The sequence below is a fragment of the Pseudomonas sp. P4_C4 genome (genome assembly GCF_056402055.1).
This window is the reverse complement of the sequence record NZ_JBFUID010000064.1, coordinates 1-25,895: the sequence shown is the minus strand read 5'-3', so window position 1 is coordinate 25,895 and position 25,895 is coordinate 1. Positions and strand designations below refer to the sequence as shown.

The following is a 25,895-nucleotide window of genomic DNA, read 5'->3' as shown; positions in this document are numbered from 1 at the left end:
ATGTCAGCGGAAATGCCCGACGGTGCAGCGGTGTACCGGGAGGCGTATTTCCGCGGGCTGCGACCAGAGCCGGATGTCTGGATCGATCAGTGGGCTGACGAGTTCATGCGCATCCCGCGGGATGCCGGGGCTGCCGAGCCAGGACAGTACCGCACAGCGCGAACACCGTATGCCCGCGAGCCCATGCGCTGCCTGTCACCGGCCCACCCGTGCAAGCGCGTGGTGACCATGGTGGCCTCGCAGTTGATGAAAACTCAGATCGCCTTGAACTGGATTGGCGGCCTGATCCATATGGCACCGTCGAATATTCTCACGCTGTTGCCCAGCCTGGGGCTGGCCAAACGAGTCTCGTCGCGCATCGGCAAGACCATCAAAGCCACCCCGGTGCTACGTGAACGCGTGGCGGCGAACCGTTCGCGGGATGCGCGCAACACCATGGACACCAAAGAGTTCGAAGGTGGTTCGTTGTATGTCACCACCGCGGGTTCAGCGGCGAACCTGTCGGAGTTGTCGGCCCGGTACATCTACGGTGATGAGGTGGATCGCTGGGTGGTGGACGTGGGCGAGGAGGGTGACCCGATTGAGCTGGCTGAAACCCGGGGCAGTACGTTTGGCCGCAACGCCAAGTTCTACTTTTCCAGTTCGCCGACGATCCGGGGCGCCTCGCGCATTGCTGATCTGTTCGAGACCAGCGACCAGCGTTTTTACTACGTGCCGTGTCCGAATTGCGGGCACATGCAAGTCCTGGAATGGGAACGCCTGCATTACTCGGCGGATTGCCAACGGGCACACTACGAGTGCGCCGGGTCTGACTGTGATGTGTTGATCGAGGAGCACCATAAGGGAGAGATGTTGGCCAAGGGCGAGTGGCGCGCCCATGCCCAAGGTGATGGCGAAACCGTCGGCTTCAACCTCAATGCGTTGTACTCGCCGCCCGGCTGGACCGGTTGGGCAGCTCTGGCCAAGCAGTTCGAGAAGGCCAAAACAGCTATGTCCCGTGGTGATCTTGAACCGATGCAGGTGTTCTACAACACCCGTCTGGCCAAGGTCTGGGACAGCGCCCAAGAGCAGACCAAAGCCGATGTGCTGATGGCTCGGGCCCGCCTGGAAACCTATGGTTTGGGGTCGATGCCATTCGCCGTGCTGATGCTCACAGCCGCGGTCGATGTCCAGGCCAACCGGCTGGAGTTCATGGTGGTGGGTTGGGGGGCCGGCATGGAGCGCTGGATCATCGACTATCAGGTGATCTGGGGCGATCCCTCCGACGAACGCACCTGGTCCGTGCTCGACGACAAACTCAAGGCGCGTTATCCGCATCCGTGTGGCGCGGACCTGACAATCCGGGCAGCCGGCATCGACTCCGGCGGCAACCACACCGACGAGGTGTACCAGTTCTGCCGGCTGCGGCGCTGGCGCAACATCTTCGCGGTCAAGGGCGCGAGTAAGTCGGGTCGGCCGGTGATTGCGCAGCGGCCATCGATGATGGATGTCACCTGGAAAGGCCTGACCGAGCGCAAAGGTGTCGAGCTCTGGTTCATCGGTACCGACACGGCCAAGGACTGGATTTACAACCGCTATCCGGTGGAGGACGGTCCCGGCGCGTTGCACTTTGCCAACGACCTGCCGGATGATTTCTTCGCCCAGTGCGTCGCCGAGCGCAAGGTGACTCGGTACATCAAAGGCTACAAAAAAATCGAATGGGTCAAGGGCAAGGCGGAGCGCAACGAAGCCCTCGACTTGATGGTGTACAGCCTGGCGATGGCGCATTACCTGGGTCTGAATCGCTACAAGGAACACGACTGGGAACGAGTGAGAAGCGCCCTGTTGCAGGCGGCGCCTGCGGGTGAAAAATCCATTGCAGTCGAACGTGTCCGCACTCCGGCACCATCTCCGCAGCAACCGCCTGATCCCGTATCGCCACCGGCCAAGCCGGTAATAGCACCGCTGCCGATTGCACGGCCGCCACAGCGTCGAAGCTCCAGCAGCGGCTACCTCAAAAAACGACGCTGAGTGAAGGCGCACGGTTGCAACCCATGTTGTCTTATTACTTTAGAGCGATCCCCATGGCCTTTACCCAACAGCAACTCGATGCGGTCGAGAAGGCAATTGCGCGTGGCGAAAAAATCGTGCGTTACGCCGATCGCAACGTCGAGTACCGCGACATCGACGAATTGCTCAGGGCACGCGATGAAATTCGTAGCTCGTTGATCGCGGCGGCCGGACCTCGTTCGCGCATCGTTCGGCTTTACCATGGAGGCAAGGGACTGTAATGGCTCGTCACTTTCCCACCTTGGGCCGCAGCGGATTCTTGATTCCCTCGAACATCAAGGCTAGCTATGAAGGCGCGGCTGAAGGGCGTCGTTCCGCCAGTTGGGATGCGCCCGACGCCGGTTTCAACAGCATTGCCATTCCGGCGCTGCGTAACCTGCGCTCGCGTTCCCGCGCGGCAGTGCGCAACGACCCGTACGCCTTCAACATTATCGACAAGCGGGTCAGCAACCTGATCGGCACTGGCATCACGCCGCGGCCGAAAACCCAGGATGACGAGCTTCGGCATCTGCTGCAGGAACTCTGGGCCGACTGGACCGAAGAATCCGACGCCGATGGTCTCACCGACTTTTACGGACAGCAGGCGTTGATCGCGCGGACGGTGGAAACGGCCGGCGAATGTTTTGTCCGCCTGCGCCCGCGCAGCCTCGATGAGGGGCTGGTGGTGCCGCTGCAACTCCAGGTGCTGGCACCGGAGTTTGTGCCACACGACAAATTCGAAATGGCCCGTAACGGCAACGTCATTCGCGCCGGCATTGAGTTCAGTCCGGATAGCCGCCGGGTGGCGTACTGGATGTATCGCTCGCATCCCGGCGATGCCTCGTCGTTGAACAGTGGCTACAACCAATTGGTGCGCGTACCGGCGAGCCAGGTGCTGCACATTTTTGAGCCGGTCGAACCGGGTCAGCTGCGTGGTCTGCCGCGTTTATCACCAGTGCTCAAGCGCCTGCGTAGCCTGGATAACTACGACGATGCGGTGTTGTTCCGCCAAGAGGTGGCCAACCTGTTCGCCGGTTTTATCAAAAAGCCTTCACCGGATGACATCCAGACCCCCGTAGACCCGGTGACCGGTGCGCCGCTGAATCTCGCCTCGGATGGCTTCACGCCCATGGTGGCGTTGGAACCCGGGACCATGCAGGAGTTGTTGCCGGGTGAGGAGGTCGAGTTTTCCTCACCGCCAGATGCCGGCAACAACTACCCGGATTTCATGCGTCAGCAATTGATGGCGGCGGCGGCCGGCGCCGGAATGCCATACGAGATCCTCACTGGCGACATGCGCGAAGTGAACGACCGCGCGCTGCGGGTGGTGCTCACTGAGTTCCGGCGTCGACTGGAACAGCTGCAATTTGGTGTGTATGTGCACCAGTTGTGTCGCCCGGTGCGGGCCGCGTGGATGGACATGGCGGTGCTCAGCGGTGCCGTGTTGTTGCCGGACTACGCCCAACGACGCCGTGAGTACCTGCGTACACGCTGGGTGCCACAAGGCTGGGCCTACATCCATCCGGTTCAGGATGTTCAGTCACGCACGATGGAAGTTAACGCCGGCTTTGCTTCGCGCAGCGAGATGGTCCTGCGCACCGGCTATGACGCCGAAACGGTGGACGAAGAAAACGCCGCCGATGCCGAGCGGGCTCGGGGCAAAGGTCTTAATTACAGCACGCTCGTCGAACTGCTCCAGGCGCTCGACGACAAGGAGCAGACATGAGCAAGAAAACGCCGCCGCGCATTTACAACAAGGCCGGCCAGCGGGTGCCGGTGCAGGACAAAAGCTGGTACGCCGTGCATGCCAGCGGTGAAGCCACCGAGCGGCTGATTGAAGTCTTTGTGTACGGCGAGATCGGCACCTGGGGCATTACGGCCAGTCAGTTTATGCAGGATCTGCGCGCCGTCGATGATGGCGTGTCGCCGGTGATCGCGGCGTTCAACAGCATCGGCGGCGACCTGTTCGACGGGTTGGCCATGCACAACACTTTGTCGCGGCTGGGCGAACGTTGCACGGCGCGTGTCGATGCATTGGCTGCAAGTGCGGCCAGTGTCGCGGTGTGCGGTGCTCACAAGGTGGTGATCGCGTCCAATGCGATGCTGATGATCCACAACCCATGGACCTATGCGGCCGGCGATGCCGAGAGCTTTCGCAAGGTGGCGGATGTCCTCGACCAAACCATGGAGGCGATCATCGCGGCCTACAAGGCCAAGGCACCGGACATCGATGAGGTGGAGTTACGGGGTTTGGTGGCCGCCGAAACCTGGCTGACAGCCAGTGAGGCAGTGGCTCTGGGGCTGGCCGATGAGGTGGGCGACGGGGTGCCGGTCAAGGCGTGTCTGGGGCAGGGCGGGGTGATGCAGCGTTATCAACACACCCCAGCTGAATTGCTGGCCCAGCTCGATGAGTTGCCTGAGCCAGATCCGGAGCCGGCGCCAAACGATCCACCCAAGCCCGTGATGGACTCGGCCAAGCTGGCGTTGTTGATCACTCAACGTTGCACGGAGGCGGGGATCAGCAACCTGGTCGCGCCATTGCTCAGTTCGACCCAGCTTGAAAGCGAAGAGATCGTCTTGGCGGGGCTGACGCGGGCCAAGGCAGTGCATGACCTGTGTGTCGCGGCACGTTTGCCAGAGCTGGGCACCGAATACGTGGCTGCCGGGCTGGATGAGTCCGCGGTACGCGCGCGGCTGTTTGACAAGATCGTCAGCAGTGGCAACGGTTTCGAAATCGACAATAGCGTACCCCTCGACGATGACCCTGCACCAAAGGTGCTGGCGAAACAACCGAATCCCTCTTCGATCTGGGCGGCCCGTCAGGCCGCCCATGCAGGGCAACTCAAAAGTGCAAAAGGAGCACGAGCATGACCGTAAAGTACGAAACGCTACACGCCGGCGAGTTTCTGCTCTCCGAAGGGGCCGGGAAGATCTCTCGTGAATCCATTCTGGTGGCCGCCGGTGCCGCACTGAATGCTGGCCAGGTGCTGGGGTTGGTCACGGCGACCAATGAGTTTGCCCCCTACGATCCTGCCGCCGTTGATGGCACTGAAGTGGCGGCCTGCATCCTCTACGGGCCGCTGGGTGAATCGACCGAAGAGCGTCGCGCCAGTGCAGTGGTACGGCTGGCCGAGGTCAGCGAGGTGCATTTGACCGGTTTCGATGCTGACGCGGAGGCCGCCTTGGCGGCTCAATTTTTGATAGCCCGCTAAGTCAGCCCCCCTTACCCCAACCCCGCCTTGTGCGGGGTTTTGCTTTTCTGGAGAGTCCCTTCATGGCCGACATTGGCATTTTTACCGACGATGTTTTTTCCGTGTCTTCGCTTACCGCGGCGATCAATGAGCAGGAATACTTGCCGGGCCGCATCAGCAGCCTGGGCCTGTTTCGCGAGGAAGGCATCAGCACCCTGACCGTGCAGATCGAAAAGGACGGCAACACCCTGGCCCTGGTGCCGGCGGGTGAGCGCGGCACCTCGGGTCTGGTCGTGGGTGCAAGCAAGCGTCAGATGATTCCGTTCAACACCGTGCACCTGCCGCAGCGTTTCACCATCAAGGCCGACGAGATCCAGGGCATTCGCGCCTTTGGTACGACCACCGAGTTGCAGGCCGTGCAGGGCGTAGTGAACACGCGCCTGAGCAAGGCCAAGCGTCAGCTCGATGCCACCCATGAATTTCAACGCATGGGCGCGCTGAACGGCCTGGTGCTGGACGCGGATGGCTCGACGGTCCTGCTGAACATTTATCAGGCGTTTGGTGTGGAGCAACAAAGCTTGTCCATGGGCCTGAACGACTCGGCGACGAAGATCCGGGTCAAGTGCGCCGAAGCGCTGGACATGCAGGACGATGAACTGGGTAGCGTCACCAGCTCGGGCGCGCGGGCCTTCTGTGGCAAGAATTTCTGGAACAAGCTGATCACACACAAATCGGTTGAGGAAACCTACCTCAATACGATCCAGGCCGCGGAATTGCGTGGTGATGCGCGGGACAGCTTCGAGCTCGGTGGCATCGTCTGGGAGCGCTACCGCGGGCGCATCGCTGGCGTGTCGTTTATTCATGACGATACAGCCCTGTTGATTCCCGAAGGTGTGCCGGAGCTGTACATCTCCTGTTTTGCTCCGGCGGATTACATGGAAACGGCCAACACCCAAGGCCTGCCGTATTACAGCAAGCTGGAACCACTGCCGTTCAACAAGGGCATGGCTGGAGAAGCCCAGTCCAACCCGTTACACCTGTGCACGCGTCCTCGGGCGCAGATCCTGCTGACGCTCTGACCATGGCCTTTCGAGACCTGGTCGCGGAGATCGACAGCGTGGTGTTCGACACCCTGGCCGATGTTGGCTTCATTGAAGGTCGGCGCGTGCTGGGCATGTTCTCGGCGCCTTGGTTGCAACCCAAGATCGGGCGCTTGAACACCGGTCTGCGCGAGCCGTGCTTTCATATTCGGGTGGCCGATGCCGCGGGCGTGGAAAAAGCGCAAACGGTGCAGATCGAGTTGCCCATCCTGGACGGTGGCGGCGAGTACACCCTGATTCACCTGGAACCGGCGGGTGATGGTCTGGTGGCCTTGTCGTTGAGGTTAAAAGCATGAGTGCCGTTCCGGTTTCGCTGCAACTCTCGACCAAGGACATGCAGGCCTTCGACAGTCTGGCCAAGGTGGTGCCCAAGGCCGCTGCTGCGGCGCAACGACGGGCGATCAACAAGACCTTGGGCTGGCTGGCCACGCACATGGCGCGCGATGTCAGTAAACAGGAGCGGATCGCCGTCCGGGCGGTGCGTCAGCGCCTGCGCAGCTATCCCATCAAAGGCCAAGGGCAGTTGGGCAAACTCTGGTTTGGCACCAACCCGATGGAGGCCAGCCGGGTAGGCAATCCCCGGCAGGGTAAGGCCGGTGTCTCGGTGGCGGGGCGGCGCTACCAGGGCGCCTTTTACAAGCGTGTCTATGGCAACAAGGCGGACATCTGGATCCGCACCTCCAGCAAACATTTCAACCCGGATGACTATCCCGGCAGCAGCGCGTCCGCGGGTGGAGGCACAAGTTCGGGCTGGATCGTGGAAAACGACAATCGCTTTCCACTGGCCAAGGCCAAGGTCTCGCTCGAAGAAGTTGAAGGTCCGTTTTACACCTGGGCCAACAAGGCCGACGAGCGTCTACTGGTCGTGTTCAAACAAGAGATGAACTTTGAACTGCACAAATACCTGAAGGGGAGTACCCGTGTCTGATCCTGCCTTTTCGCTGGATGCGTTGTACGCCGCCATCGAGGACCACATCCGCCAGGCACTGCCTTCGGTGCGGTTTGTGGCGACCTGTCCGGACATTCAGGACCGGATAGCGTTGCCGGCGGTATTTCTCGAGCCGGTTGAGTTTGAGCCCGGGCCTGACATCGGCACCGGTGAAACCGTGTTGATCCAGCGCTTTGAAGCGCGGGTCATTGTTGCGCCCGAGTTGGCCCGTCATCAGCAACTTGGTGCCCAGTTGGCGGCACAACTTGCCGTTCTGTTGCGGGCACAAACCTGGGGGCTGGATAACGTCGAACAGGCGCAGTTTGTGGCCTCGCGTCAGGACTGGACCAAACCCGAACTGGATGGCTACACCGTGTGGACGGTGGAATGGACCCAGCAGATCTACCTCGGCGAGGTTGAGTGGCTTTGGCCTGTCGAGCCCCCGGGCACCCTGTACCTGAATGTCGATGGCTGCACCGGTACCGGCAATGAAGATCACTACTTTCAGCCGGAGGATCTGGCATGGAATACGCAAGCGCCGAACATGACCGGATGATCGCGGCGATGCTGATGCCCTGCGTGGTGGTCGGTATTGATCTGATGGCCGGCCGGGTGCGGGTCAAGGCCGGTACTTGGGTCAGTGCCTGGGTGCGCTGGCACAGCCTGGCCGCGGGTAAGGCACGTCATTGGCGTGCACCGAGCACGGGGGAGCAGGGCGTGCTGTTCAGCCCCAGCGGTGATCCGGCCATGGGCACCTTCATCCCGGGGCTGTATGGCAACGCCGGGGCACCACCGGACAACCGCGATCACGTCGAGGCCTGGTACTTCGACGATGGCGGCTCGCTGGTCTACGACTGGCAAGCCGGCAGCTACAGCATCGCATTACCCGACGGCAGCTGCGCAACCATCACGGTCGGAGGCTCGCAGCTTGACGTGACGCCGGAGCAAATCCGGGTGACTGCCAGCCAGATCACCCTGGTGGGTGAGGTGAGCATCGACGGTGCGTTGAGTGTATCCGGCGACATCACCGGCGCCGGCACGATCATGGATGCCGGGGGCAACAGCAGCAACCACTCGCATTGAGTGAACATTCACCTTCAGCCCGCCGCGCGCGGGCTTTTTCATGTCTGGAGAAAAACCATGACGAGTAAAACCAAGGAAGTCTCGACCGCCAACGAAGCGCCCTCGCCGGCCACGCTGAGCTTCTTTCGCGACACGCTGTACACGTCGCGGGTGCTGATTCTGCTGGAGGCCGAGCGCACCTTGAAAGTGGAAAAAGGGCGGGTCGCGGTGGCCTCGGATGACACGGTCGCGATCGAGTATTTGCATGGCCGCAAGGATTTTGTCGCGGTCGAGGGCTGATCACATGATCGGGATGATCGGACTGGACCGCCGCACCGGCCAACTCATTTCCGGACTCGATCACCTGCGCCAGTCCATCGAGGACATCTTGTCCACGCCCTTGGGCAGCCGACGCATGCGCCCGGAGTACGGCAGCAAGCTACGGCGCTTTGTCGACCTGCCGGTCAATGACGGCTGGAAAAGCGCCGTGCAGGCCGAGGTGGCCAGTACGCTCGGGCGTTGGGAGCCACGCCTGAAACTGGGCCGGGTGCGCGCCGTGGCCATCCTCGACGGGCGTATCACCTTTGAGCTGACCGGGCAGTACCTGGGCAGCGACGTGACTTTGGAGGTGTCCGCATGACTATGGAACTGGCGGCCCTGCCGCCGCCGCAAGTGCTTGAAGACCTCGACTTTGAAGTGGTCTACCAGGAGAAGCTGGAAGCCTTCCGCCTGAGCATGGGCGACAACTGGAGTGCGGAGCTCGAAAGCGACCCGGTGCTCAAGCTGATCGAGCAGGCCGCATATGGCGCCTTGCAGAACCGGGCGCGGGTCAACGACGCGGGCAAGGCCTTGCTGTTGGCCCACGCCGAGCGGGCCGACCTCGATCATCTGGCCGCCAACGTCAACCTGCAGCGCCTGGTGATTCAGGCCGGAGATCCGAGCACGGTGCCGCCGACGCCGCAGGTGCTCGAAGAGGACGATGCCCTGCGCGAGCGGGTCCAGCTGTCATATGAGGGGCTGACCACGGCCGGGCCGCGCAACAGCTACATCCTCCATGCGCGCAACGCCTCGGGCCTGGTGGCCGATGCCACGGCGGAAAGTCCGTCACCGGCCGTGGTGGTGGTCACAGTGCTCAGCCTGGAAGGCAGCGGTGCCGCCTCGCCGGAACTGCTGGAAGAGGTCCGGCTGCACCTCAACGACGAAGACGTGCGGCCGGTGGCCGACCGCCTCACGGTGCAGAGCGCTGTGGTCATCGACTACCACATTGAAGCGGTGCTGTACCCGCAGGCACCGGGGCCCGAAAACGAAGCCTACCTGGCCGAAAGCCAGAAACGCCTTAGCGAGTGGATCAACCCGCGCCGCCGCCTGGGACTGGAAGTGGCGCGCTCGGGGATCGATGCGCAGTTGCACATTCCCGGCATCGCCCGGGTTGAGTTGCTGGATTGGACCGACATCAAGCCGAGCAAGGCTGAGGCGGCGTATTGCACTGGCTACAGCGTGATCCTGGGGGCCTGACATGAGTACTCAGCTGCCGCTCAACAGCACGCCGCTGGAGCTGGCCGTGGAAGCGGCCAATTACGAAAACACGCTGATTCCGCTGCGCAGTTTGTACAACGCCGACACCTGCCCCGAGCACTTGTTGCCGTACCTCGCCTGGGCCTGGTCAGTGGACCGCTGGAACAACAACTGGACACAGGAAGCCAAGCGCACGGCGATCCGTTCGGCGTACGACGTGCATGCACGCAAAGGCACCATCGGTGCATTGCGGCGGGTGGTCGAGCCTTTGGGCTACCTGATCGACGTTGTGGAATGGTTCGACACCGTGCCGGAAGGCGTTCCCGGTACGTTCGCCCTGGAGGTGGGGCTGAATGACGCCGGCATCACCGAGGAACTGTACGAGGAACTGGCGTGGTTGATCGACGACGCCCGTCCGGTCAGCCGGCACATGACCAACCTGGCGCTCAGTCTGCAAACCGAGGGGGTGGTGGGCATCGCCGTGTGCGTGCAAGAGGGCGAAGAGATCGACGTGTACCCGCCGACCGCGCAAGACATCGACGTGACCGGCTCTTTTGGCCCGGCGCTCTGCGTCGATGAAACCGATACTTTGGACGTTTATCCCTATGATTGATAAAACCAGTCAGTTTTTTGCCATTCTCACGGCGGTCGGTGAGGCCAAGCACGCCAATGCCATCGCCATGGGGCTGGACTGGATGTTCACCGAGATGGGCTTGGGCGATGCCAACGGCACCGACCCGATTCCCGATCGCCTGCAGACCCAGTTGATCAACGAATGGCGCCGGGCGCCGATCAACCAGATCCGCGTCGATCCGGCCAACCCCAACACCGTCATCACCGAGCAGATCATCCCGCCGGAAGTCGGCGGTGAATGGATTCGCGAGATCGGCCTGTACGATGTCGACGGCGACCTGGTGGCGGTGGCCAACTGCGCGCCGAGCTACAAACCGTTGCTGGACCAGGGCAGTGGCAAGACCCAGGTCGTACGCATGAACTTCATCGTCAGCAGCTCGGCGAACATCGTGCTGAAGATCGACCCGGCCGTGGTGCTGGCCACGCGTGAATATGTCGACCTGGCTATCAGTGAGGCGCTGGCCAAGCTGGATCACAAACAGTCAGCGCGGGTGGCGGCCACGGTCGCCATCACCCTGAACAACGTGCAGACCATCGATGACGTGGCCGTGGCTGCCGGTGATCGCGTGCTGGTGACCGCCCAGGCAGAGACCCAGAACAACGGTGTCTATGTCGTCAGCGCCGACGGCTGGACGCGGGCCGCCGATGCCGACAACAGCCTGGAAGTCACCCCGGGGCTGTTTATCCACGTCGAGCAGGGCACGACCAACGGTGACAGCCTCTGGCAGTTGGTCACCGATGCGCCGATCACCCTGGGCACCACCGGTTTGCAATTCGAAATGATCGCGGGCGGCAGTGGGGGCGGTGTGGGCACGTTTCGCAGTGTCACCATCGATGCCCTTGGGCGTGTGATCGCTGGCACTAACCCGACCACCCTCGACGGCTACGGCATCACCGATGCCCTGGCAGTGAGTGAAAATCTCGCCGATGTCGAGGATGTGGCTGAGGCTCGCGACAACCTTGGGCTGGGAACCGCCGCGACGGCGGACGTGCAATCCGATCTGGACGATGCCACGGTGGATGCGCTGATGAAAGTGGGCGCCTTTGGCTTGGGCGGGGCGGGTATCAGCCTGCCGGACGGTACTGATCTCAACACCATCCGAACCAGCGGTTTTTATCGCCTCGAAGGCACGCCGGAAAACGGGCCATCGGGCGGCACCAACTCCGCGTTGATCGTCGGCAATGGGCGGGACGTGACGCTGCAACTGGTCGTGCAATACAACACCGGGGTGTTGTTCACACGCGGTGGCAGCGGTTCCGGCTCGACCTGGTCGGCCTGGAAAACGCAGTGGGACAGTGGTTCGTTGATTAAACAAACGAACACCACCGATGCTGGCGCAGGGCGCGTATTGCTCAATGGTGCATTTGGCGTCGGAGGAGTAGCCCCCAATTTACCGGGCAATGACTTCAACGCCGCGCAGGTCGGTGGCACCTATACCTATACGGCCGACACCCTGAACCGTCCGAACATCTCCGGTAGTGATCATGGGCTGGTGGTTCACATTGAACGATCGTTCGGCAACCTGGCCTATCAAGAGGCGCGGGTGGCGAACAGCGCGAGCGCCTACCGTTACCGAACCGGGGACTTTGCAACCGGAACCTGGGGCGACTGGCAGAGCCTGTGGGATTCCAGCAATCTGGTTAAACAAACCTCTCCCCAAGATGACTCAGCAGGCCGTGTATTGCTCACGGGTGCTTATGGCTGGGGCCAAGGGGGGATTGTCCTTCCAGAAGGCACCGATTTAGACACAATCACCACCGCGGGCATTTACCGGGTGAACCCCGGGCCGAACGTTCCAGAGGGCGGTCAATTCTCCCCCATGCTGGTTGCGGTCAGTCAAGACACCCTCTGGCAACAAGTCATCGGCTATAACACCGGTACAACGCTTACTCGTGGCGGTGTTCGGACCCCAGAGGGATTCGTATTCAGTGTGTGGGTAACGGGTTGGGACACGAGTAACTTTGACCCTGCCGCGTACCAGGCGGCATTGGGTTTCACTCCTGTGCAGCAAGGCGGAGTAGCAGGTCAGGACACCAATAAAATCTACATTGGCTATGAAAACGCCTCGGGCAAAATAAAAATACAGGTTGATGCGCAGGATTTCGGGGGGATCTGGACCGAAAGCAATTTTGATCCTGCTTCCATATTTTCCGTCCCTGTCGGCGTGCCGTTTCCATGGCCAACCGCTACGCCACCCGACAAATGCGTTTTGATGGGGGGGCAACCGTTCGATGTCGAGTGGTACCCGGCATTGGCAGCCGTGTATCCCAGCGGCTTCCTGCCAGACATGCGCGCCGAGTCGATTCGTGGTTTGGATGGCGGGCGCGGAATTGACCCCGACTCTGGGCGTGGCTTGTTGAGTCTTCAGACCGACGCGCTGCAAAACATGACGGGTGAACTCAGGCTACAGGACGATGATTCGATGTTGTTGGTGAATACCGCGACCGGCGTATTTACGGCTACTGGTTACATGACGAGTGATATACCCGCTGCACCACGAGTCAGTACAACGGGCAACATGTCTGTAACTTTCAATCCATCGGCTGTCGCCCGTGTGAGTACGGAAACCCGTATGCGTAACGTGGCGTACAACTACATCTGCAGGATGTATTGATGACGACTTTAGTGAATGGTTTTTTTGATGAGAGTGGCTGGATCGACGTTTACACGTTCAGTGAAACCACCACCGAATACCTCGGCCAACACGAAACCTATGTCAGCCGTGGCTGCGGTCTGCCAGCGGGCGCCACGTTGGAGGAACCGCCCGAAGCCGGGGACGGGGAGGTGGTGGTCTGGAGGGATGGCACGTGGCTGGTGGTGCCCGACTACCGAGGCGTGGCTTACCGCACCACCGATGGTGCCGAGGTGACACATTCGATGCCTGGCGAGTTACCGGCCGAGCTGACGACCATGTCGCGACCGAGTGCGGCCTATGTCTGGAATGGTCTTGTTTGGGTACTGGATGCCGCGCGCGATCTGGCGATTCAAAGCCAGCGAGAACGGTCATGGATCGAAAATGAACTGCATTGGGCGGGCAGAGAGATCGACAAGCATCTGGATGCTGACCCGGCCGCGCTCAACACGGAGCTGGCTTGGCGCACCTACCGCAATGAACTGCGGGCCTGGCCTCTTTCGCCAGACTTTCCAGCCAGTGATAAACGGCCGTTAAAGCCGGACGGACTGAGCCGCACCACATCCTGACGCCCCGCATTGCCGGGGCGTTTTCTTTTCCATGCTGCACGTCACCGCACATCCCCACGGCCTCGCTTATGCGGGGCTTTTTCGTTTCTGGAGCATCACTCTATGAGTTTTTTTCACGGCGTCACCGTGACCTTGGTGGACACCGGCGCCCGGCACATCGCCACCCCGTCAGCGTCGATCATCGGCCTGTGCAACACCTTCACCGTGGGTCCGCCGGCTACCGCCGCTGCCAACGAACTGCTGCTGATCACCCGCGAAAGCGAAGCGGTGGCGGCCTGGGGCCCGGACGCCGCGATCACCCAGGACTGCAAGGCCATTTTCAAGCGGTCCAAAGCGGTGATTGTCGCCGTCGGTGTGCCGGTGCTGGAGGACGAAGCGGAGCAACTGTCGGCAATCATCGGCGGGGTGTGGGCTGACGGCACCCGTACCGGCATGCAGGCGTTGCTCAACGGCAAAAGTAAGTTTAACGCCCAGCCGCGACTGTTGGTGGCTCCGCAATTCTCGGCGACGCTGGCGGTGGCGACCGAGCTGGTAGCGCTGGGTGACAAGATGCGAGCCATGGCCATCATCGACGGGCCGAACACCACCGACGAAGCGGCGATTGCCTATGCCGAAAATTTCGGCAGCAAACACGCCTACATGGTCGACCCGGGCGTGCAATTCTGGGACACCGGGACCAGTGCCACGGTCAATGCACCGGCTTCGGCTTGGACCGCTGGCCTGTTTGCCTGGACCGATGCCACCTACGGTTTCTGGGCCTCGCCGTCGAACAAGGAGTTTGTCGGCGTCACCGGCACCACGCGGCCGATCGAGTTTCTCGACGGCGATGCCTCCTGCCGGGCCAACGTGCTGAACAACGCCAATATCACCACGATCATTCGTGATGATGGGTACCGGCTGTGGGGCAACCGCACACTGTCCAGCGACCCGAAATGGAAGTTCGTCACCCGCGTGCGCACGCTGGATATCGTCATGGACGCCATCCTCTACGCGCACAAGTGGGCGGTCGATCGCTCGATCACCGCGACCTATGTCAAGGACGTGACCGAAGGCCTGCAGGCGTTCATGCGCGACCTGAAGAACCAAGGCGCGATCATCAACTTTGAGGTCTATGCCGACGAAGAGCTGAACACTTCCAGCGAACTCAGCGACGGCAAGGTGTACTGGAACATTCGGTTCACCGACGTACCGCCGGCCGAAAACCCGAACTTCCGCGTGGAGGTGACCGATCAGTGGATCACTGAAGTGCTGGACACCGCCGCCTAAGGAGACCGCTTTATGATTCCTGAAGTGCTCTACAACACCAACCTGTTCGTGGACGGTATCAGCCTGCAAGGCGATGTACCGAGCCTGACCCTGCCCAAGTTGACCCTCAAGACCGACGAGTACCGCGCCGGCGGCATGGACGCGCCGGTAGAGATCGACATGGGCACCGAAAAACTGGAGGCCAGCTTCATTACCAATGGCGTGCGCCGCGAGGTGCTGAAGTTCTTCGGTCAGGCCGACCTGACTGCGTTCAACGCCTCGTTCCGCGGTGCTTTCAAAGGCCAGAAAGGTTCGGTCAAGGCGGTGGTCGCCACCCTGCGTGGCAGTCTCAAGGAAGTCGATCCGGGGGACTGGAAACCGGGTGAAAAAGGCGAGTTCAAGTACGCCGTCGCGGTGACCTATTACAAGCTGGAAATCGACGGCAGTGTGATGTTTGAAATCGATCCCCTCAACTCGATCCGCGTCATTGACGGCGTCGACCAATTGGCCGCTGTGCGGTCTGCCCTGGGCATGTAAGGAGCAACACCATGAGCAACGCAAAAGACAACGTCCTGCCCAAGTGGCTGCAACTGGGTGATGGTATTGCCACCGTGGCCCTGTCTCGGCCGAGTCAGGCCAACGGCATTCAGGTCGACAAACTGTCCCTGCGCGAACCGACGGTGCGTGAGATGCGTGCCGCCACCTTGCAGGGCGGCAGCAACGAAGAAGAGCAGGAGATGGTCTTGTTCTGCAGCTTGGCGAGCATCGGCCGTGCGGATCTGGAGGGGCTGCTGATGCGCGATTACCGTCGTTTGCAGACCGCCTATTTTCGTCTGGGAGCAGACGACGGGATTTAACCCCCGATTGCAAAAGGCCCTGGCCAAACGCTTGGCCGTCGAGCTGAATTTTTCGGCGACCGAGATCCTGGGGCTGTCGTTTTCCGAGATGGTCTGGTGGCTCACGGACTGAGCCCATCCCCGTTGCATACAGGTACCCTGCATGGCGAACAAACTCTCGCTCGGGCTGGTGATTGGCGGCGCCGTCGATTCCTCCCTGGGCGCCGCCTTCAAGAATGTCAGCGGCGAAATGAAAAAGCTTGAGGCGCAAACCACCCGCGCCAAGGGCTTGCAGAAAGTCATTGGCGAGACCATGCGTCTGCGCGATGAGTGGAAAAAAGCCCACGACAGCGGGGCGGCCAATGCCGACGCCTTGCTGCGCAAACTGGAAACCAACACCACCAGCTTGCGCAAGCAGGGTGTCGAAGTCGGGCGCCTACGTCAGGAGTACCTGGCGCTGGGCAAGGTGGTGCGCAGTGCCGAGTTCAAAGCCAAAGGCATGGGGCAGATCGAAGAGGGGCGGGAGAGCCTGCGCAGCGGGTTTGGCACGGTGGTGGCCGGTACCACGTTGGCCGCGGTACCGACCAAGGTCAGCGCGGATTTTCAGGCAATCATCCGGGACATCGCGATCAAGTCCGGTGCCGCCAACACCCAGCAGGAAGTAGACACCGCCCGCGACATCGTCCAGACCTCAAAAGACACTGGCATGGCCAATACCCAAGTGGCGGACCTGGTGAATCAGTTGGTCGGTGGCGGCATGGATCTGACCGAAGCGCTGAAGTACGCCCCGGTGGCCGCCAAGTTTGCGGTCGGGCAGGGCGCGTCAGGCACCGACACGGCGAAAATGATTCTGGCGATGCAGAACAACGCCAAGATCACCGACCCGAAAAAAATGGAACAGGCCTTGGCGTCGGTCGCCTTGCTGGGCCAGCAAGGCAGCTTCGAGGCCGCCGACATGGCCAAGTGGTTTCCGGAACTGTTGGCGCAGATGGCCAGCAGCGGCATCAGCGGTCAGGAGGCGGTGACCCAGCTGGGCGCCATGTTGCAGGTGCAGATCAAGAGCGCCGGCAGCGCCGATGAGGCGGCGAACAATCTGAAAAACTGGGTCGCGAAAATCGGCTCGGGGGAGACGGTCAAAGGTTACGCCGATGCCGGGATCGATTATCAGGGTTCGATGAACGCCGCCATTGGCAAGGGGCTGTCGACCTTTGAAGCCAGTTTTGAACTGGCTCGCCGGTATGTGGAAAAGACCGACCCGAAAAAGGCCAAGCAGCTGAATCAGGGGCTGACCCAGATCAGCCAGGAGACGGACCCGGCCAAGGCGCAAGCGATGGCCGATGCTTTAGCCGCGACTTTGCGTACCGGCGATCTGTTTGCCGACATGCAGGTCAAGACCGCACTTATGGCGTACACCCAGAACAAGAAACTCTATGCAGACCTGAAAAGGGACGCCTCGGACCCCAACGGCCAGCGCAAGGACATTCTCGACAAAAACCTGAGCGAGCGGCGCGAAGCCTCGTCACAGCGCTGGGCCGAAACCGGTCAGGCGTTCAACGATTCGCTGCGAGCCATCGGGGATGCCCTGCGTCCGGCGACGGATGCGCTGGCCACCGGCATTGGCGTGGCGGCGCGTGGCTTGACCGCCTTGTCCGAGGAAACGCCCAAAGCGGTGCTGGGCCTGGCTGCACTCACTGCCGGAGCGCTGGTGCTGGGCAAGGCCTGGGCCGCGCTGAAGATCGGGCGGGGGTTGGTGAACATCGCCCGTGGTTCGGCCGGCGACCGGTCCAACATCGTCCAGCGGGTATTCGTGACCAACGCGAATGACCGCGATGACGACGGGCTGGATCACAGCAAAGACGGGAAGGGCGGAAAGGGCAAAGGCCCTGCAAGTCGGATGCCCCGTGGCATGAAAGTGGGCGGGGCGCTGGCGGTGGCCGCTGCCGGCTATCAGTTGGTGGACACTTACCAGAACGCCACCACGCGCGATGAGAAGGCCGAAGGCTACGGTGAGGCGGCAGGTGGCCTAGCCGGTGGCTTGGCGGGTGCAGCGGTCGGGGCGGCCATCGGGTCGTTCATTCCGCTGCTCGGAACCGCGATAGGAGGAATGATCGGTGGCGCGCTCGGCGCGTGGGGAGGCGGTGATGTGGGCGCGACCATGGGCAAGGCCTTGTTCGGCGAGCGGGACACGCCGCCTGCAAAAGTGCCGCTCGGCATCTTTCCCGTGGCTGCACGCCAAGGTTTGGGTGATGTCGTGCGTTCGATGGACAGCGCCCCCGCGGCTCCGGTCACGGCAGCGGCATTGATGTCGACCGCAACAGCAAAGACGCCCGAATGGCCGAAGGTCGATCAGCAATTTACCTTCGCCCCGGCCCCGGTGTTTCAGGTGCACGGCGATGTGAAGGACCCGGCGCAGTTGGTCCAGGAATTGATGCCGTACCTGCGCCGTCAGTTTGACGACTTCGCCCGGGAGGCGCGTGATCGCCAGTTGTTTGATGCGCCCCATGTGGGCTAAGGAAGTGTTATGGCGGATGAAAAAAACTACCTGCAGCACCTGCAGGGCGGGCTGAAGTACATGGTCGACGCGGGGGAGGCCGGGCGCACTGACCTGGAGTCCATGACCGGACCCATGAATGGCGCGCTGAATGAAATCAGCGGGGCGGCCGATGCGCTGGAAGCTCTGCCTTTTATCAGCGAAGACCTCAGTGACAAGACCCGGCGTTTGCAAAGTGCAATCAACTCGGCGCAGGCCAAGATCGGCAAGGTCGCCAGCTACTACAATCAGACCCAGCGCGCGCTGGCGCAGTTTGAAGAGCACTTTTCCGCCCTGACCGATCAGATTGGCCGGTTTGGCGCGGCGTTCAACAAGGTGGCCGGCAAGGCCAATGCCGCGTTGGGCAACATTTTCCCGACGGAATGGTTTGCCGGCGACATGACGCCGATTCCCGACGCGGTGAAGCCGTTCCCACACCTGCTGATTCTCTACCCGCTCAAGGCCAATGAACGGCCGTATTACTTCAACCTGGACACCGCCGCGTTTGACGAACTCCGGCGGCAGACGTCGTTTCGCTGGGCCGCGCAGGAGCGCCTGACCCGGCGTCCGGCGCAGCAGGCGGTGGGCCTGGGGGAGGAAAAAATCACCATCAAGGGCGCGATCTACCCGAGCTTCAAAGGCGGGCTGAAGCAGTTGGATATGCTGCGCAGCATCGGCGCCAAGTTACTGCCACTGAACCTGACTACCGGTTATGGCGAGGTGTTGGGCAACTGGTGTTTGACCAATATTGAAGAAGAGCAAAGCGCCTTACTGCCCGGGGCGATCCCGCGCAAGCAGGGCTTTTCATTGGAGTTTGTCCGTTATGGCGATGACCTGCAGAACAGCTGACGGGGATCTGCTCGACACCCTGTGTCACCACTATTACGGCCACCTGAACCGCAGCGTCGAGGTGGTGCTGGCCGCCAATCAGGGCCTGGCCGATGAGCCGCAGCCATTCCGGGCCGGCGTGCTGATCACGCTGCCGGACCTGGTGGTGGAGCCGGACAGCGTCATTTCGTTGTGGGATTGATGGACTACACTCGTGTCGCTCATCGTTTAAAACTCCTTACTTTCTTGCCCGCCTTGTGCGGGATTTTTTTTGGAAAAAATCCATGACGCCTAATTTTCGCATCGTGGCCGACGGTGCCGACATCTCCAGCCTGATCAATGATCGTCTGGTGTCGCTACAGCTTTCCGACCGGCCTGGGATGGCCTCGGATTCGTTTGAGCTGCGCATTGATGACCGTGACGGCGCGGTGTCGCTGCCCGTGCGTGGCGCGAGTATCGAGGTCTACCTGGGGTATGCCGGCGCCGACCTGACGCGCATGGGCCGCTACACCGTGGATGAAGTGGCGGTCTCCGGCCCACCGGATACGCTGGTGATCAGCGGCAAGGCCAGCGACATGCGCGGCAGCGGCAAAACCACGCGCAGTGGCAGCTGGGAGGACGTGAGCCTGGCGCAGATCGTTGGCGATATCGCCGCGCGTAATGGCTGGCAGCCGTCGTGCCCGGTCGATACCCGGGTGCCGCGCATGGACCAGCTGAATGAGTCGGACTTCAATTTCATCACCCGGGTGGCCAAGAAGCACGACTGCACCGCCAAGGTGGCCGACGGCAAGCTGCTGGTCTTGCCGCGCCAAGGTGGGCAGAGTGCGAGCGGCCGGGCCTTGAGTGTCATCACCCTGCAGCGCAGTGACGTGACCCGTTGGCAATTTCGCTTGAGCGACCGCAGCGCCCATCAAGGGGTCAGCACCCAGTACCAGGACCCGGCCAGCGGCGAACTGTTGGTCTCGCACCTGGACAATCCCAACGTGCCCGAAGGTCTACCGCCGGTGCACACCGACCGCCATCTCTACCCAGACCGCACGGCAGCCGATGAGGCCGCCAAGGCCCGTCTGGCAGCGTTCAATCGTTCGACCGCCTCGGTGCGCCTCGACCTGCCGGGCCGGACCGACCTGTTTGCAGAAATCATGGTCCAGGCGCAAGGCTTCAAGCGCGGGCTCGATGGTGAATACTTGGTGGAGTCGGTGGATCACACCTTCACCCCGTCCGGGTGGACAGTGTCGGTGGAGTGTAATGGCGGCAAGGAGGGCAAGGCCAAGGCGTCAGGAAAGCCGCAGAAAGTCGTGCTTGAAGTGCCAGGTTGATTACTCGGACGCGTGATCAGTCACAGGTCGAAGAGGTTTAAACCCCGAAATAAAAGGAGCGGCCAGTTTGGATGCGTCAACATCCAGGCTGGCCACCGTCCCCGCAGATTGTCCCTGCAAGTCCCGCCAAGGCTCCTGCTCTGTGCACAAAGCAGAGCGAGCCTAGCACCTGTTTATTTATACAGTAAAGGTCTTGCTATCTATGTCTTCACCCATCATCCCTTGGATGGGCGGCAAACGCCGCCTGGCCGATCGCCTTATTCCGCTGTTTCCACCTCACGAATGCTACGTCGAAGTCTTTGCCGGCGGCGCCGCGCTGTACTTTATGCGACCCCAGGCGGCGCCGGTTGAAGTGCTCAACGACATCAATGGCGACTTGGTGACGTTGTACCGCGTGGTGCAGAATCACCTCGAGGAGTTCGTGCGCCAGTTCAAGTGGGCGCTCAGCTCACGCCAGGTGTTCGAGTGGCAGAAGATGACCCGCGTCGAAACCCTCACCGACATCCAACGCGCCGCCCGATTCTTTTACCTACAACACCATGCCTTCGCCGGCAAGGTGTCCGGGCAGACGTTCGGCACTGCCACCACCACCCCGTCAATCAACCTGCTGCGAATCGAGGAAAATCTCTCAGCCGCCTGGCAGCGTTTGTCCGGCACCTATGTCGAGCATCTGCCTTGGTTGGAGTGCGCCGAACGCTACGACCGGGCCCATACCTTCCACTACATGGACCCACCGTACTGGCAGACCGCAGGGTATGGGGTGGACTTTCCGTTCGAGAATTATGAGCGCATGGCGGACTTCATGCGCCGCTGCAAGGGTAGGGTAATGGTCAGCATCAACGACCACCCGGACATCCGCCGGGTGTTCGAGGGCTTTCACTTTGAAACGCTGGATATTCGCTACACCACGACCAACCAACGCCAGGCTAAGGTCGAGATCAGCGGTGAACTGGTGATCATGAACTGGGAGCCAGTAGCACTTGGAGGGCTGTTCTAAGGTGACTGATTTCCTCAGGGCGTGAAGCGGTCAGTCGCAAGACAAGCGACTGCCGCAACTCGGCCTTTTTTCGCGCTTCAGCCCCTCAATTGAAATGGCAAAGAAGCACAGGCACTGCCTGATGCCAGCGTCTGTCCAGCAACCTCCGATCTTCGTTCGGGCAGCCTGGTCATACCCATGCATACAGACGTCATGCAGGCCGGAGGATGGTATCTCGCGCATGTTCAACGCAGGGGCGAGGAGCAGCCGATCCGGCGTTTCCTTGATTGGATTCAGTCGCAGTGACGGGGGGACTGAACACCGCAGCCGTTTGAGGGGTGTTCATGGCAAACGCACCCTCTCAATCTGTTTTGACCACGGCTGGCTGAATCAGACTATGCCGACAAACGACAGGATAAACAGGACGATCACGACGGCGCCAACGAGGTAGATAATATTGTTCATGACTTCACCGCTTCATTTGGATTGAGGGAAGAAACAGGGGTGTATAAACAGCTGACACCCTCGTTCGCGTTTCCGTTCCGTTACCCTTGCAGCAGGAGCGATCCAGAGGCTATCGGCTAAAGCGCGCGACCAGGCTGTGCAGGTAATCGGCCATGGCTTCGAGATCCTGGCTGATTGCCGCGCCTGGCCTGTCCGGCACTATGATCACAGAGTTGAGCGATACGTGTGATCTGTTGATTGGGCTTTCTCACTGAGCATGCCCATATCTAGTCGCCCCTGGGGGCCGTGGTTGCCGCTAAAGGTGAGCGCCACCAACGGATCGGAAATGCTTTTAGATGCTCGGCCAGGGTGCGCCCAATGGCTTTGCGCTGTCGGGGCTCGATCAGGTACCAGGCAATACACAGGCTCACCATCAGGATCCCTTGAGCTGCCGCTGTTGGTGGCCACTGCTCAGCGAGCAATGAAACTCCACCTGCCATCAGTAATGGCCGGCCGTGTTTCAGTGGCCGGAAAATCCGTGAACTCAACGCGACTATCGGCTTGCCGACGAGCATCCGTGCATAGAGTGCTGATGCCCAACGGACCTGATCGCGACTGGGCACCGAGCGAATCGACTCGTAACCCTCCCACTGAAGCGTCCCTGATTTGCCAGGCATGTTGAATGAATGCTGATGGTCGAAAGCAAACCCAGGTCAACGTCCGTATATGGCGATTTCTGCCCGTCGTGAAGGGCTGCGCCAAGGCCTTGGCGGGCCTCAATTAACCGTAGCCGTCTATGGTGCTCTGCAACTGATTAGCCGCCACGACTCCTGCGAAACCGGCAAAGCGCCAAAGGGCTATGGATTTAAACAAGGAGGAACGACAGCGGGAAATGCAAGGGAGTGGAGCCTACTCCGACCAATGCACGCTTTGAACGGGGTAGCGGCTTTGAATTTTGCTGCGGCTGAAGTTGGAAGACTAACCACGCCGGCTCGCGATCTTGAGGTGATGATTCAGGAGTTGGAGCGCAGGAGATTTCCCGTCTAGGCGCAACTCAGAACAGAGCGCTGGCGCCTGACTATTCCAAGATTCTAAAAAACTCGGCGGTGTACCTCATCGCCAAGCATTCGCCGCGATCAGTTGGACATTGTTTTATGTGTCTTGCCGTGTCGAGCTAACAGGACATTGCCATCCCAATCCCCATTTGCCGTTCCTTCGGGTCGAGGTAGGAGCCGCCCGTTGTCAAAAGCGGCAGCGAGAGTGCCCCGTGGGGCGTTCACATCGGGCTGTGTCGACGTTAACGTGACGAGGGATAGGGGATGATAGAAGCGCTCCTCCACAACTGAGCCCATCCACAGCGCTGAAGTACGCCCGTTCGTTAGCTCGAAATCGACGACCCAGACTCGAAGCACGAGGCGCGAGCTGGTAAGTGCGCCACCACTATTCGGTCGAATGAGCGTCAGACTGGGGAGGCGACCACTGGCGAAAAGTGGAGTAACCGGAAGAGCTGCCGAGTCGGTCTGGATGGAGAGCCAATTCAGGGCACTCAACGGTGTCCAGGCCGCTGAGTCCCGCCACCCGTTACGCTGCAGGACATCCTGCAACTCCAGCAGGCCACCGGCCCACTGGAACGTCAGCGGCTCATTCGTCTCGCCAGTCAGATCTATACGCCGTGCCGGCAGTTGTTCCCAACCCGACGCCCACCAATCCGTGGCGGTCATGGACGGAGTTCCTATCTTGATGGCATAGCGATCGCTGTCTGTCGCATGGCTACGATAGATATTGAGTCCTCCGGCGAGAATCAGTGCTAAACATCCGGCGGCGAGTAGGCCTATAGACTCAATGCGTCCGGTTTGGCGCCTCAGGTAGGACAGGCCGAGCAGTGCCAGCCACGCCGAGCCGAATGCCATCCCCCCGAGCACGTCGGAAAACCAATGCGCACCGAGGTAGAGACGCGAGAAGGCAATCAGAAATATCAGGGTTGCTGCGCCGAGAGTGACCACGAGGCGCCATGCCGGGCGGATCTCACGCGCGATGAGAAAAGCAAGGAAACCGTAGAGCACGACATTGACCGTGCTATGGCCGCTTGGGAAGGAAAACGCACTCCACCCAGAGTAGAGAAGTTCACCGGGGCGAGCTCGATGCAACGCTACTTTGATGACCGTGTTGAGCGTCGAAGCGCCGGTAATCGCAACCAGCCAATAGGTCGCTGTACGCCAGGCGCGTTTCCACATGAGCCACAGTAAGACAACCATCGTGACCGCCATCACGACCTGGGTGTCGCCGAGTTCTGTAATGGCGATCATCACTGCATCACCTGGCGCTGTACGAAGATCCTGAAGAGCGTGGTATATCGCGCTGTCTGCGAGCAGTAATGGGTCACCGCTGACGACATCTTCAAGGATGCCGAAGAAGAGCCAGGCTGCACCGACGAGAAGCACTGCCGACAATGTGAGAGTCCGTGCTTCGGGCCGTGAAGGATCGAGTAAATGGGTGACACTGCGGCTCAACCATGTGTTGTGGGTGCCTGCCCAGTACCGCATCCGCCCAAGTGCGTCGATGAAGTAAGGGACACCGCGACGCAATGTCCAGCGCACGATATGCAGGAGTGCCCAGCCGGCCGCGAATAGAACTACCAGCAGGATCGCAAGCGGCTTTGCAGCCGCTCCGAGAATGCTGAACGTCGCGCCTGCGAGAACACCTGACAGGATATGCGACGAAGCCCAAGCGAGCGCCGAGGCGACATTGACAGCATAGAATCGACTAACTGCCATTCCCATCATTCCGGCGAGTAGCGGAATGAAGGCGCGGACGCCTGGTACGAAGCGCGCGAGAAACACACTCTTGGAGCCGTGACGTTCGAAAAATGTCTCGCTGCTCTGAATCAGTTCAGGGTGGCGGTTCAAAGGCCAGAAGCCAAGAATCTCGCGGTGATATCGATGTCCGAGCCAGAACGAAAGACCATCACCCGCAATGGCACCTAACGTGGCGGCGACGAGCAACGGCCAGAGCAATAATATGCCGCTCGGCACCAAGGCACTGAGCGCGAGGATCACGGCTGTGCCAGGAACGACGGCACCGATAATCGGGATTGACTCGGAAAGTGCCAGAAGAAACACCGCCAGATAGGCAACATGCGGATTCACCGTGAGGAACTCGATGATCGATGAGACCAGGGACGTCATCATTCGCTGGCAGCCTATGCAATGTCGGTGAGGAGGAGATCAATGTGCGTGTCTTCCCGATAAGTCGCACCACTGTTATGAAGCAGGAGCCACGTCAGTGGTGAACTCTTCGGCACGCCTTTCAAAAAATTCAAAGTGCAACGCCAGGGTCGGTAACACCAATAGGTTGAGTGCGGTCAAGGTCACTAACCCACCCAAGATAACGATAGCAGTGGGCCCTTCGATTTCATTAGACGTTTACAGGCAGTACAACCCAAGGACTATCATCAGGACTACGTAGCATGGACGATTCATTCTGGACCGGGTTCGGGCTCGAACTGATGTTACTGACGTTCATCGTATTTTTTGGTTTTGCGATGCACCACGCGCACGTGACTTGTCAGCGCAGCAACAAAAACACATCGGCGAAGAGTTTCGTAAAGCCCTTGGCACAATAGGTAGTAGCTGTTTGAGGTAGCTACATTCATTCCATTTTCAGGGCGAGGATGAATCATGCAGATGAGGATAGGAGTGGCGACCAGGCCCATCAGCCAATTGATGGTGGCAGCTAGTATCAGCCTTATCTCAATCGTAACCCATGTGCAGGCTCAAGCCACACCTCAAGCCACTCAAGAGATAAAGGGCTTGCTGGACTTTGTCGAGCATAGTGAATGTCAGTTTGTGCGTAACGGGGACGAATTCCCAGGTCCCCGGGCTCGGGCGCATCTGGAGAAGAAGCTGAATTATCTCGAAGGCAAGAGTATGGTGAACAGCGCAGAAGACTTCATCGATCTTGCTGCCACTAGAAGCAGTATGAGTGGCCGTGCCTATGAGGTGCGATGTCCAGAAGGCGCACAACCGGCACGCACCTGGCTGAAGAGGGAACTACAGAGG

Annotated in this window: 27 protein-coding genes and 1 pseudogene; 26 read left to right on the top strand and 2 right to left on the bottom strand. The window is 60.6% G+C overall.

Going from position 1 to position 25,895, the window contains the following annotated elements:
• From AC1DXW_RS25945 to AC1DXW_RS25830, 24 genes are all read left to right on the top strand, one after another.
• Window positions 1–2,010, top strand: coding sequence for a phage terminase large subunit family protein (locus tag AC1DXW_RS25945; RefSeq protein WP_477760631.1), 2,010 nt, complete (start codon window positions 1–3; stop codon window positions 2,008–2,010).
• 53 nt (window positions 2,011–2,063) lie between these two features.
• Window positions 2,064–2,270, top strand: coding sequence for a phage head-tail joining protein (locus tag AC1DXW_RS25940; RefSeq protein WP_027923826.1), 207 nt, complete (start codon window positions 2,064–2,066; stop codon window positions 2,268–2,270).
• Entirely contained in the window at window positions 2,270–3,754 is a 1,485-nt protein-coding gene (locus AC1DXW_RS25935) for a phage portal protein (protein WP_154863025.1), read from the top strand. Before AC1DXW_RS25940 ends, AC1DXW_RS25935 begins: the two co-directional genes overlap by 1 nt.
• The gene (locus AC1DXW_RS25930; RefSeq protein WP_477755911.1) at window positions 3,751–4,899 is read left to right on the top strand and encodes a head maturation protease, ClpP-related; all 1,149 of its coding nucleotides are present in this window, start codon (window positions 3,751–3,753) and stop codon (window positions 4,897–4,899) included. Before AC1DXW_RS25935 ends, AC1DXW_RS25930 begins: the two co-directional genes overlap by 4 nt.
• Window positions 4,896–5,240 (top strand): head decoration protein, encoded by a 345-nt coding sequence (locus AC1DXW_RS25925; RefSeq protein WP_477760630.1) that lies wholly within the window; start codon window positions 4,896–4,898, stop codon window positions 5,238–5,240. The genes AC1DXW_RS25930 and AC1DXW_RS25925 overlap by 4 nt, the downstream gene beginning before the upstream one ends.
• A 62-nt stretch (window positions 5,241–5,302) precedes the next feature.
• Window positions 5,303–6,298, top strand: a complete 996-nt coding sequence (locus tag AC1DXW_RS25920; RefSeq protein ID WP_104449527.1) for a major capsid protein — start codon at window positions 5,303–5,305, stop codon at window positions 6,296–6,298.
• Window positions 6,299–6,300: 2 nt separating this feature from the next.
• The gene (locus AC1DXW_RS25915; RefSeq protein WP_477755909.1) at window positions 6,301–6,615 is read left to right on the top strand and encodes a head-tail joining protein; all 315 of its coding nucleotides are present in this window, start codon (window positions 6,301–6,303) and stop codon (window positions 6,613–6,615) included.
• Window positions 6,612–7,247 (top strand): hypothetical protein, encoded by a 636-nt coding sequence (locus AC1DXW_RS25910; RefSeq protein WP_477760629.1) that lies wholly within the window; start codon window positions 6,612–6,614, stop codon window positions 7,245–7,247. Before AC1DXW_RS25915 ends, AC1DXW_RS25910 begins: the two co-directional genes overlap by 4 nt.
• Window positions 7,240–7,803: a hypothetical protein gene (locus AC1DXW_RS25905; protein WP_115947969.1), complete on the top strand. Its 564-nt coding sequence runs from the start codon at window positions 7,240–7,242 to the stop codon at window positions 7,801–7,803. The genes AC1DXW_RS25910 and AC1DXW_RS25905 overlap by 8 nt, the downstream gene beginning before the upstream one ends.
• On the top strand, window positions 7,770–8,330 hold the full coding sequence (locus AC1DXW_RS25900) for a phage baseplate assembly protein V (protein ID WP_115947893.1): 561 nt from the start codon (window positions 7,770–7,772) through the stop codon (window positions 8,328–8,330). The genes AC1DXW_RS25905 and AC1DXW_RS25900 overlap by 34 nt, the downstream gene beginning before the upstream one ends.
• Before the next feature lie 57 nt (window positions 8,331–8,387).
• The gene (locus tag AC1DXW_RS25895; protein ID WP_477755907.1) at window positions 8,388–8,609 is read left to right on the top strand and encodes a hypothetical protein; all 222 of its coding nucleotides are present in this window, start codon (window positions 8,388–8,390) and stop codon (window positions 8,607–8,609) included.
• Window positions 8,610–8,622: 13 nt separating this feature from the next.
• Entirely contained in the window at window positions 8,623–8,949 is a 327-nt protein-coding gene (locus tag AC1DXW_RS25890) for a GPW/gp25 family protein (protein ID WP_043302559.1), read from the top strand.
• Window positions 8,946–9,824: a baseplate assembly protein gene (locus AC1DXW_RS25885; protein ID WP_477755906.1), complete on the top strand. Its 879-nt coding sequence runs from the start codon at window positions 8,946–8,948 to the stop codon at window positions 9,822–9,824. Before AC1DXW_RS25890 ends, AC1DXW_RS25885 begins: the two co-directional genes overlap by 4 nt.
• 1 nt (window position 9,825) lies before the next feature.
• On the top strand, window positions 9,826–10,437 hold the full coding sequence (locus tag AC1DXW_RS25880) for a phage tail protein I (protein ID WP_477755905.1): 612 nt from the start codon (window positions 9,826–9,828) through the stop codon (window positions 10,435–10,437).
• A complete protein-coding gene (locus AC1DXW_RS25875) occupies window positions 10,430–13,072 on the top strand; it encodes a phage tail-collar fiber domain-containing protein (RefSeq protein WP_477760628.1) in 2,643 nt (880 codons plus the stop codon). The genes AC1DXW_RS25880 and AC1DXW_RS25875 overlap by 8 nt, the downstream gene beginning before the upstream one ends.
• A complete protein-coding gene (locus AC1DXW_RS25870; protein ID WP_477754926.1) occupies window positions 13,072–13,659 on the top strand; it encodes a hypothetical protein in 588 nt (195 codons plus the stop codon). Before AC1DXW_RS25875 ends, AC1DXW_RS25870 begins: the two co-directional genes overlap by 1 nt.
• A gap of 102 nt (window positions 13,660–13,761) precedes the next feature.
• Entirely contained in the window at window positions 13,762–14,925 is a 1,164-nt protein-coding gene (locus tag AC1DXW_RS25865; protein WP_477754927.1) for a phage tail sheath subtilisin-like domain-containing protein, read from the top strand.
• A gap of 12 nt (window positions 14,926–14,937) precedes the next feature.
• Window positions 14,938–15,441, top strand: a complete 504-nt coding sequence (locus tag AC1DXW_RS25860) for a phage major tail tube protein (RefSeq protein WP_104449518.1) — start codon at window positions 14,938–14,940, stop codon at window positions 15,439–15,441.
• A gap of 11 nt (window positions 15,442–15,452) precedes the next feature.
• The gene (locus AC1DXW_RS25855; RefSeq protein WP_477754929.1) at window positions 15,453–15,761 is read left to right on the top strand and encodes a phage tail assembly protein; all 309 of its coding nucleotides are present in this window, start codon (window positions 15,453–15,455) and stop codon (window positions 15,759–15,761) included.
• A 142-nt stretch (window positions 15,762–15,903) separates the two neighbouring features.
• Entirely contained in the window at window positions 15,904–18,252 is a 2,349-nt protein-coding gene (locus tag AC1DXW_RS25850; RefSeq protein ID WP_477754930.1) for a phage tail tape measure protein, read from the top strand.
• Between the two features lie 9 nt (window positions 18,253–18,261).
• Entirely contained in the window at window positions 18,262–19,119 is an 858-nt protein-coding gene (locus AC1DXW_RS25845; RefSeq protein WP_477754931.1) for a phage tail protein, read from the top strand.
• Window positions 19,094–19,300, top strand: coding sequence for a tail protein X (locus AC1DXW_RS25840; protein ID WP_477754932.1), 207 nt, complete (start codon window positions 19,094–19,096; stop codon window positions 19,298–19,300). Before AC1DXW_RS25845 ends, AC1DXW_RS25840 begins: the two co-directional genes overlap by 26 nt.
• 82 nt (window positions 19,301–19,382) lie before the next feature.
• A complete protein-coding gene (locus tag AC1DXW_RS25835) occupies window positions 19,383–20,417 on the top strand; it encodes a phage late control D family protein (protein WP_477754933.1) in 1,035 nt (344 codons plus the stop codon).
• A gap of 202 nt (window positions 20,418–20,619) precedes the next feature.
• A complete protein-coding gene (locus AC1DXW_RS25830) occupies window positions 20,620–21,414 on the top strand; it encodes a DNA adenine methylase (protein ID WP_477754934.1) in 795 nt (264 codons plus the stop codon).
• Window positions 21,415–22,095: 681 nt separating this feature from the next.
• Here the strand turns inward: AC1DXW_RS25830 and AC1DXW_RS25825 are convergent.
• Window positions 22,096–22,481 (bottom strand): annotated as a pseudogene (locus tag AC1DXW_RS25825) (chemotaxis protein); the annotation flags it as partial.
• Between the two features lie 492 nt (window positions 22,482–22,973).
• Complete coding sequence (locus AC1DXW_RS25820) at window positions 22,974–25,025, bottom strand: bifunctional DedA family/phosphatase PAP2 family protein (RefSeq protein WP_477754935.1); 2,052 nt, start codon at window positions 25,023–25,025, stop codon at window positions 22,974–22,976.
• 278 nt (window positions 25,026–25,303) lie between these two features.
• Between AC1DXW_RS25820 and AC1DXW_RS25815 the strand changes: the two genes are divergently transcribed.
• Together AC1DXW_RS25815 and AC1DXW_RS25810 are read left to right on the top strand one after the other, a co-directional pair.
• On the top strand, window positions 25,304–25,459 hold the full coding sequence (locus AC1DXW_RS25815; protein ID WP_477760627.1) for a hypothetical protein: 156 nt from the start codon (window positions 25,304–25,306) through the stop codon (window positions 25,457–25,459).
• 100 nt (window positions 25,460–25,559) lie between these two features.
• Window positions 25,560–25,895: YfeK family protein (locus tag AC1DXW_RS25810; RefSeq protein ID WP_477760636.1), on the top strand; the 336-nt coding region annotated here is incomplete at its 3' end.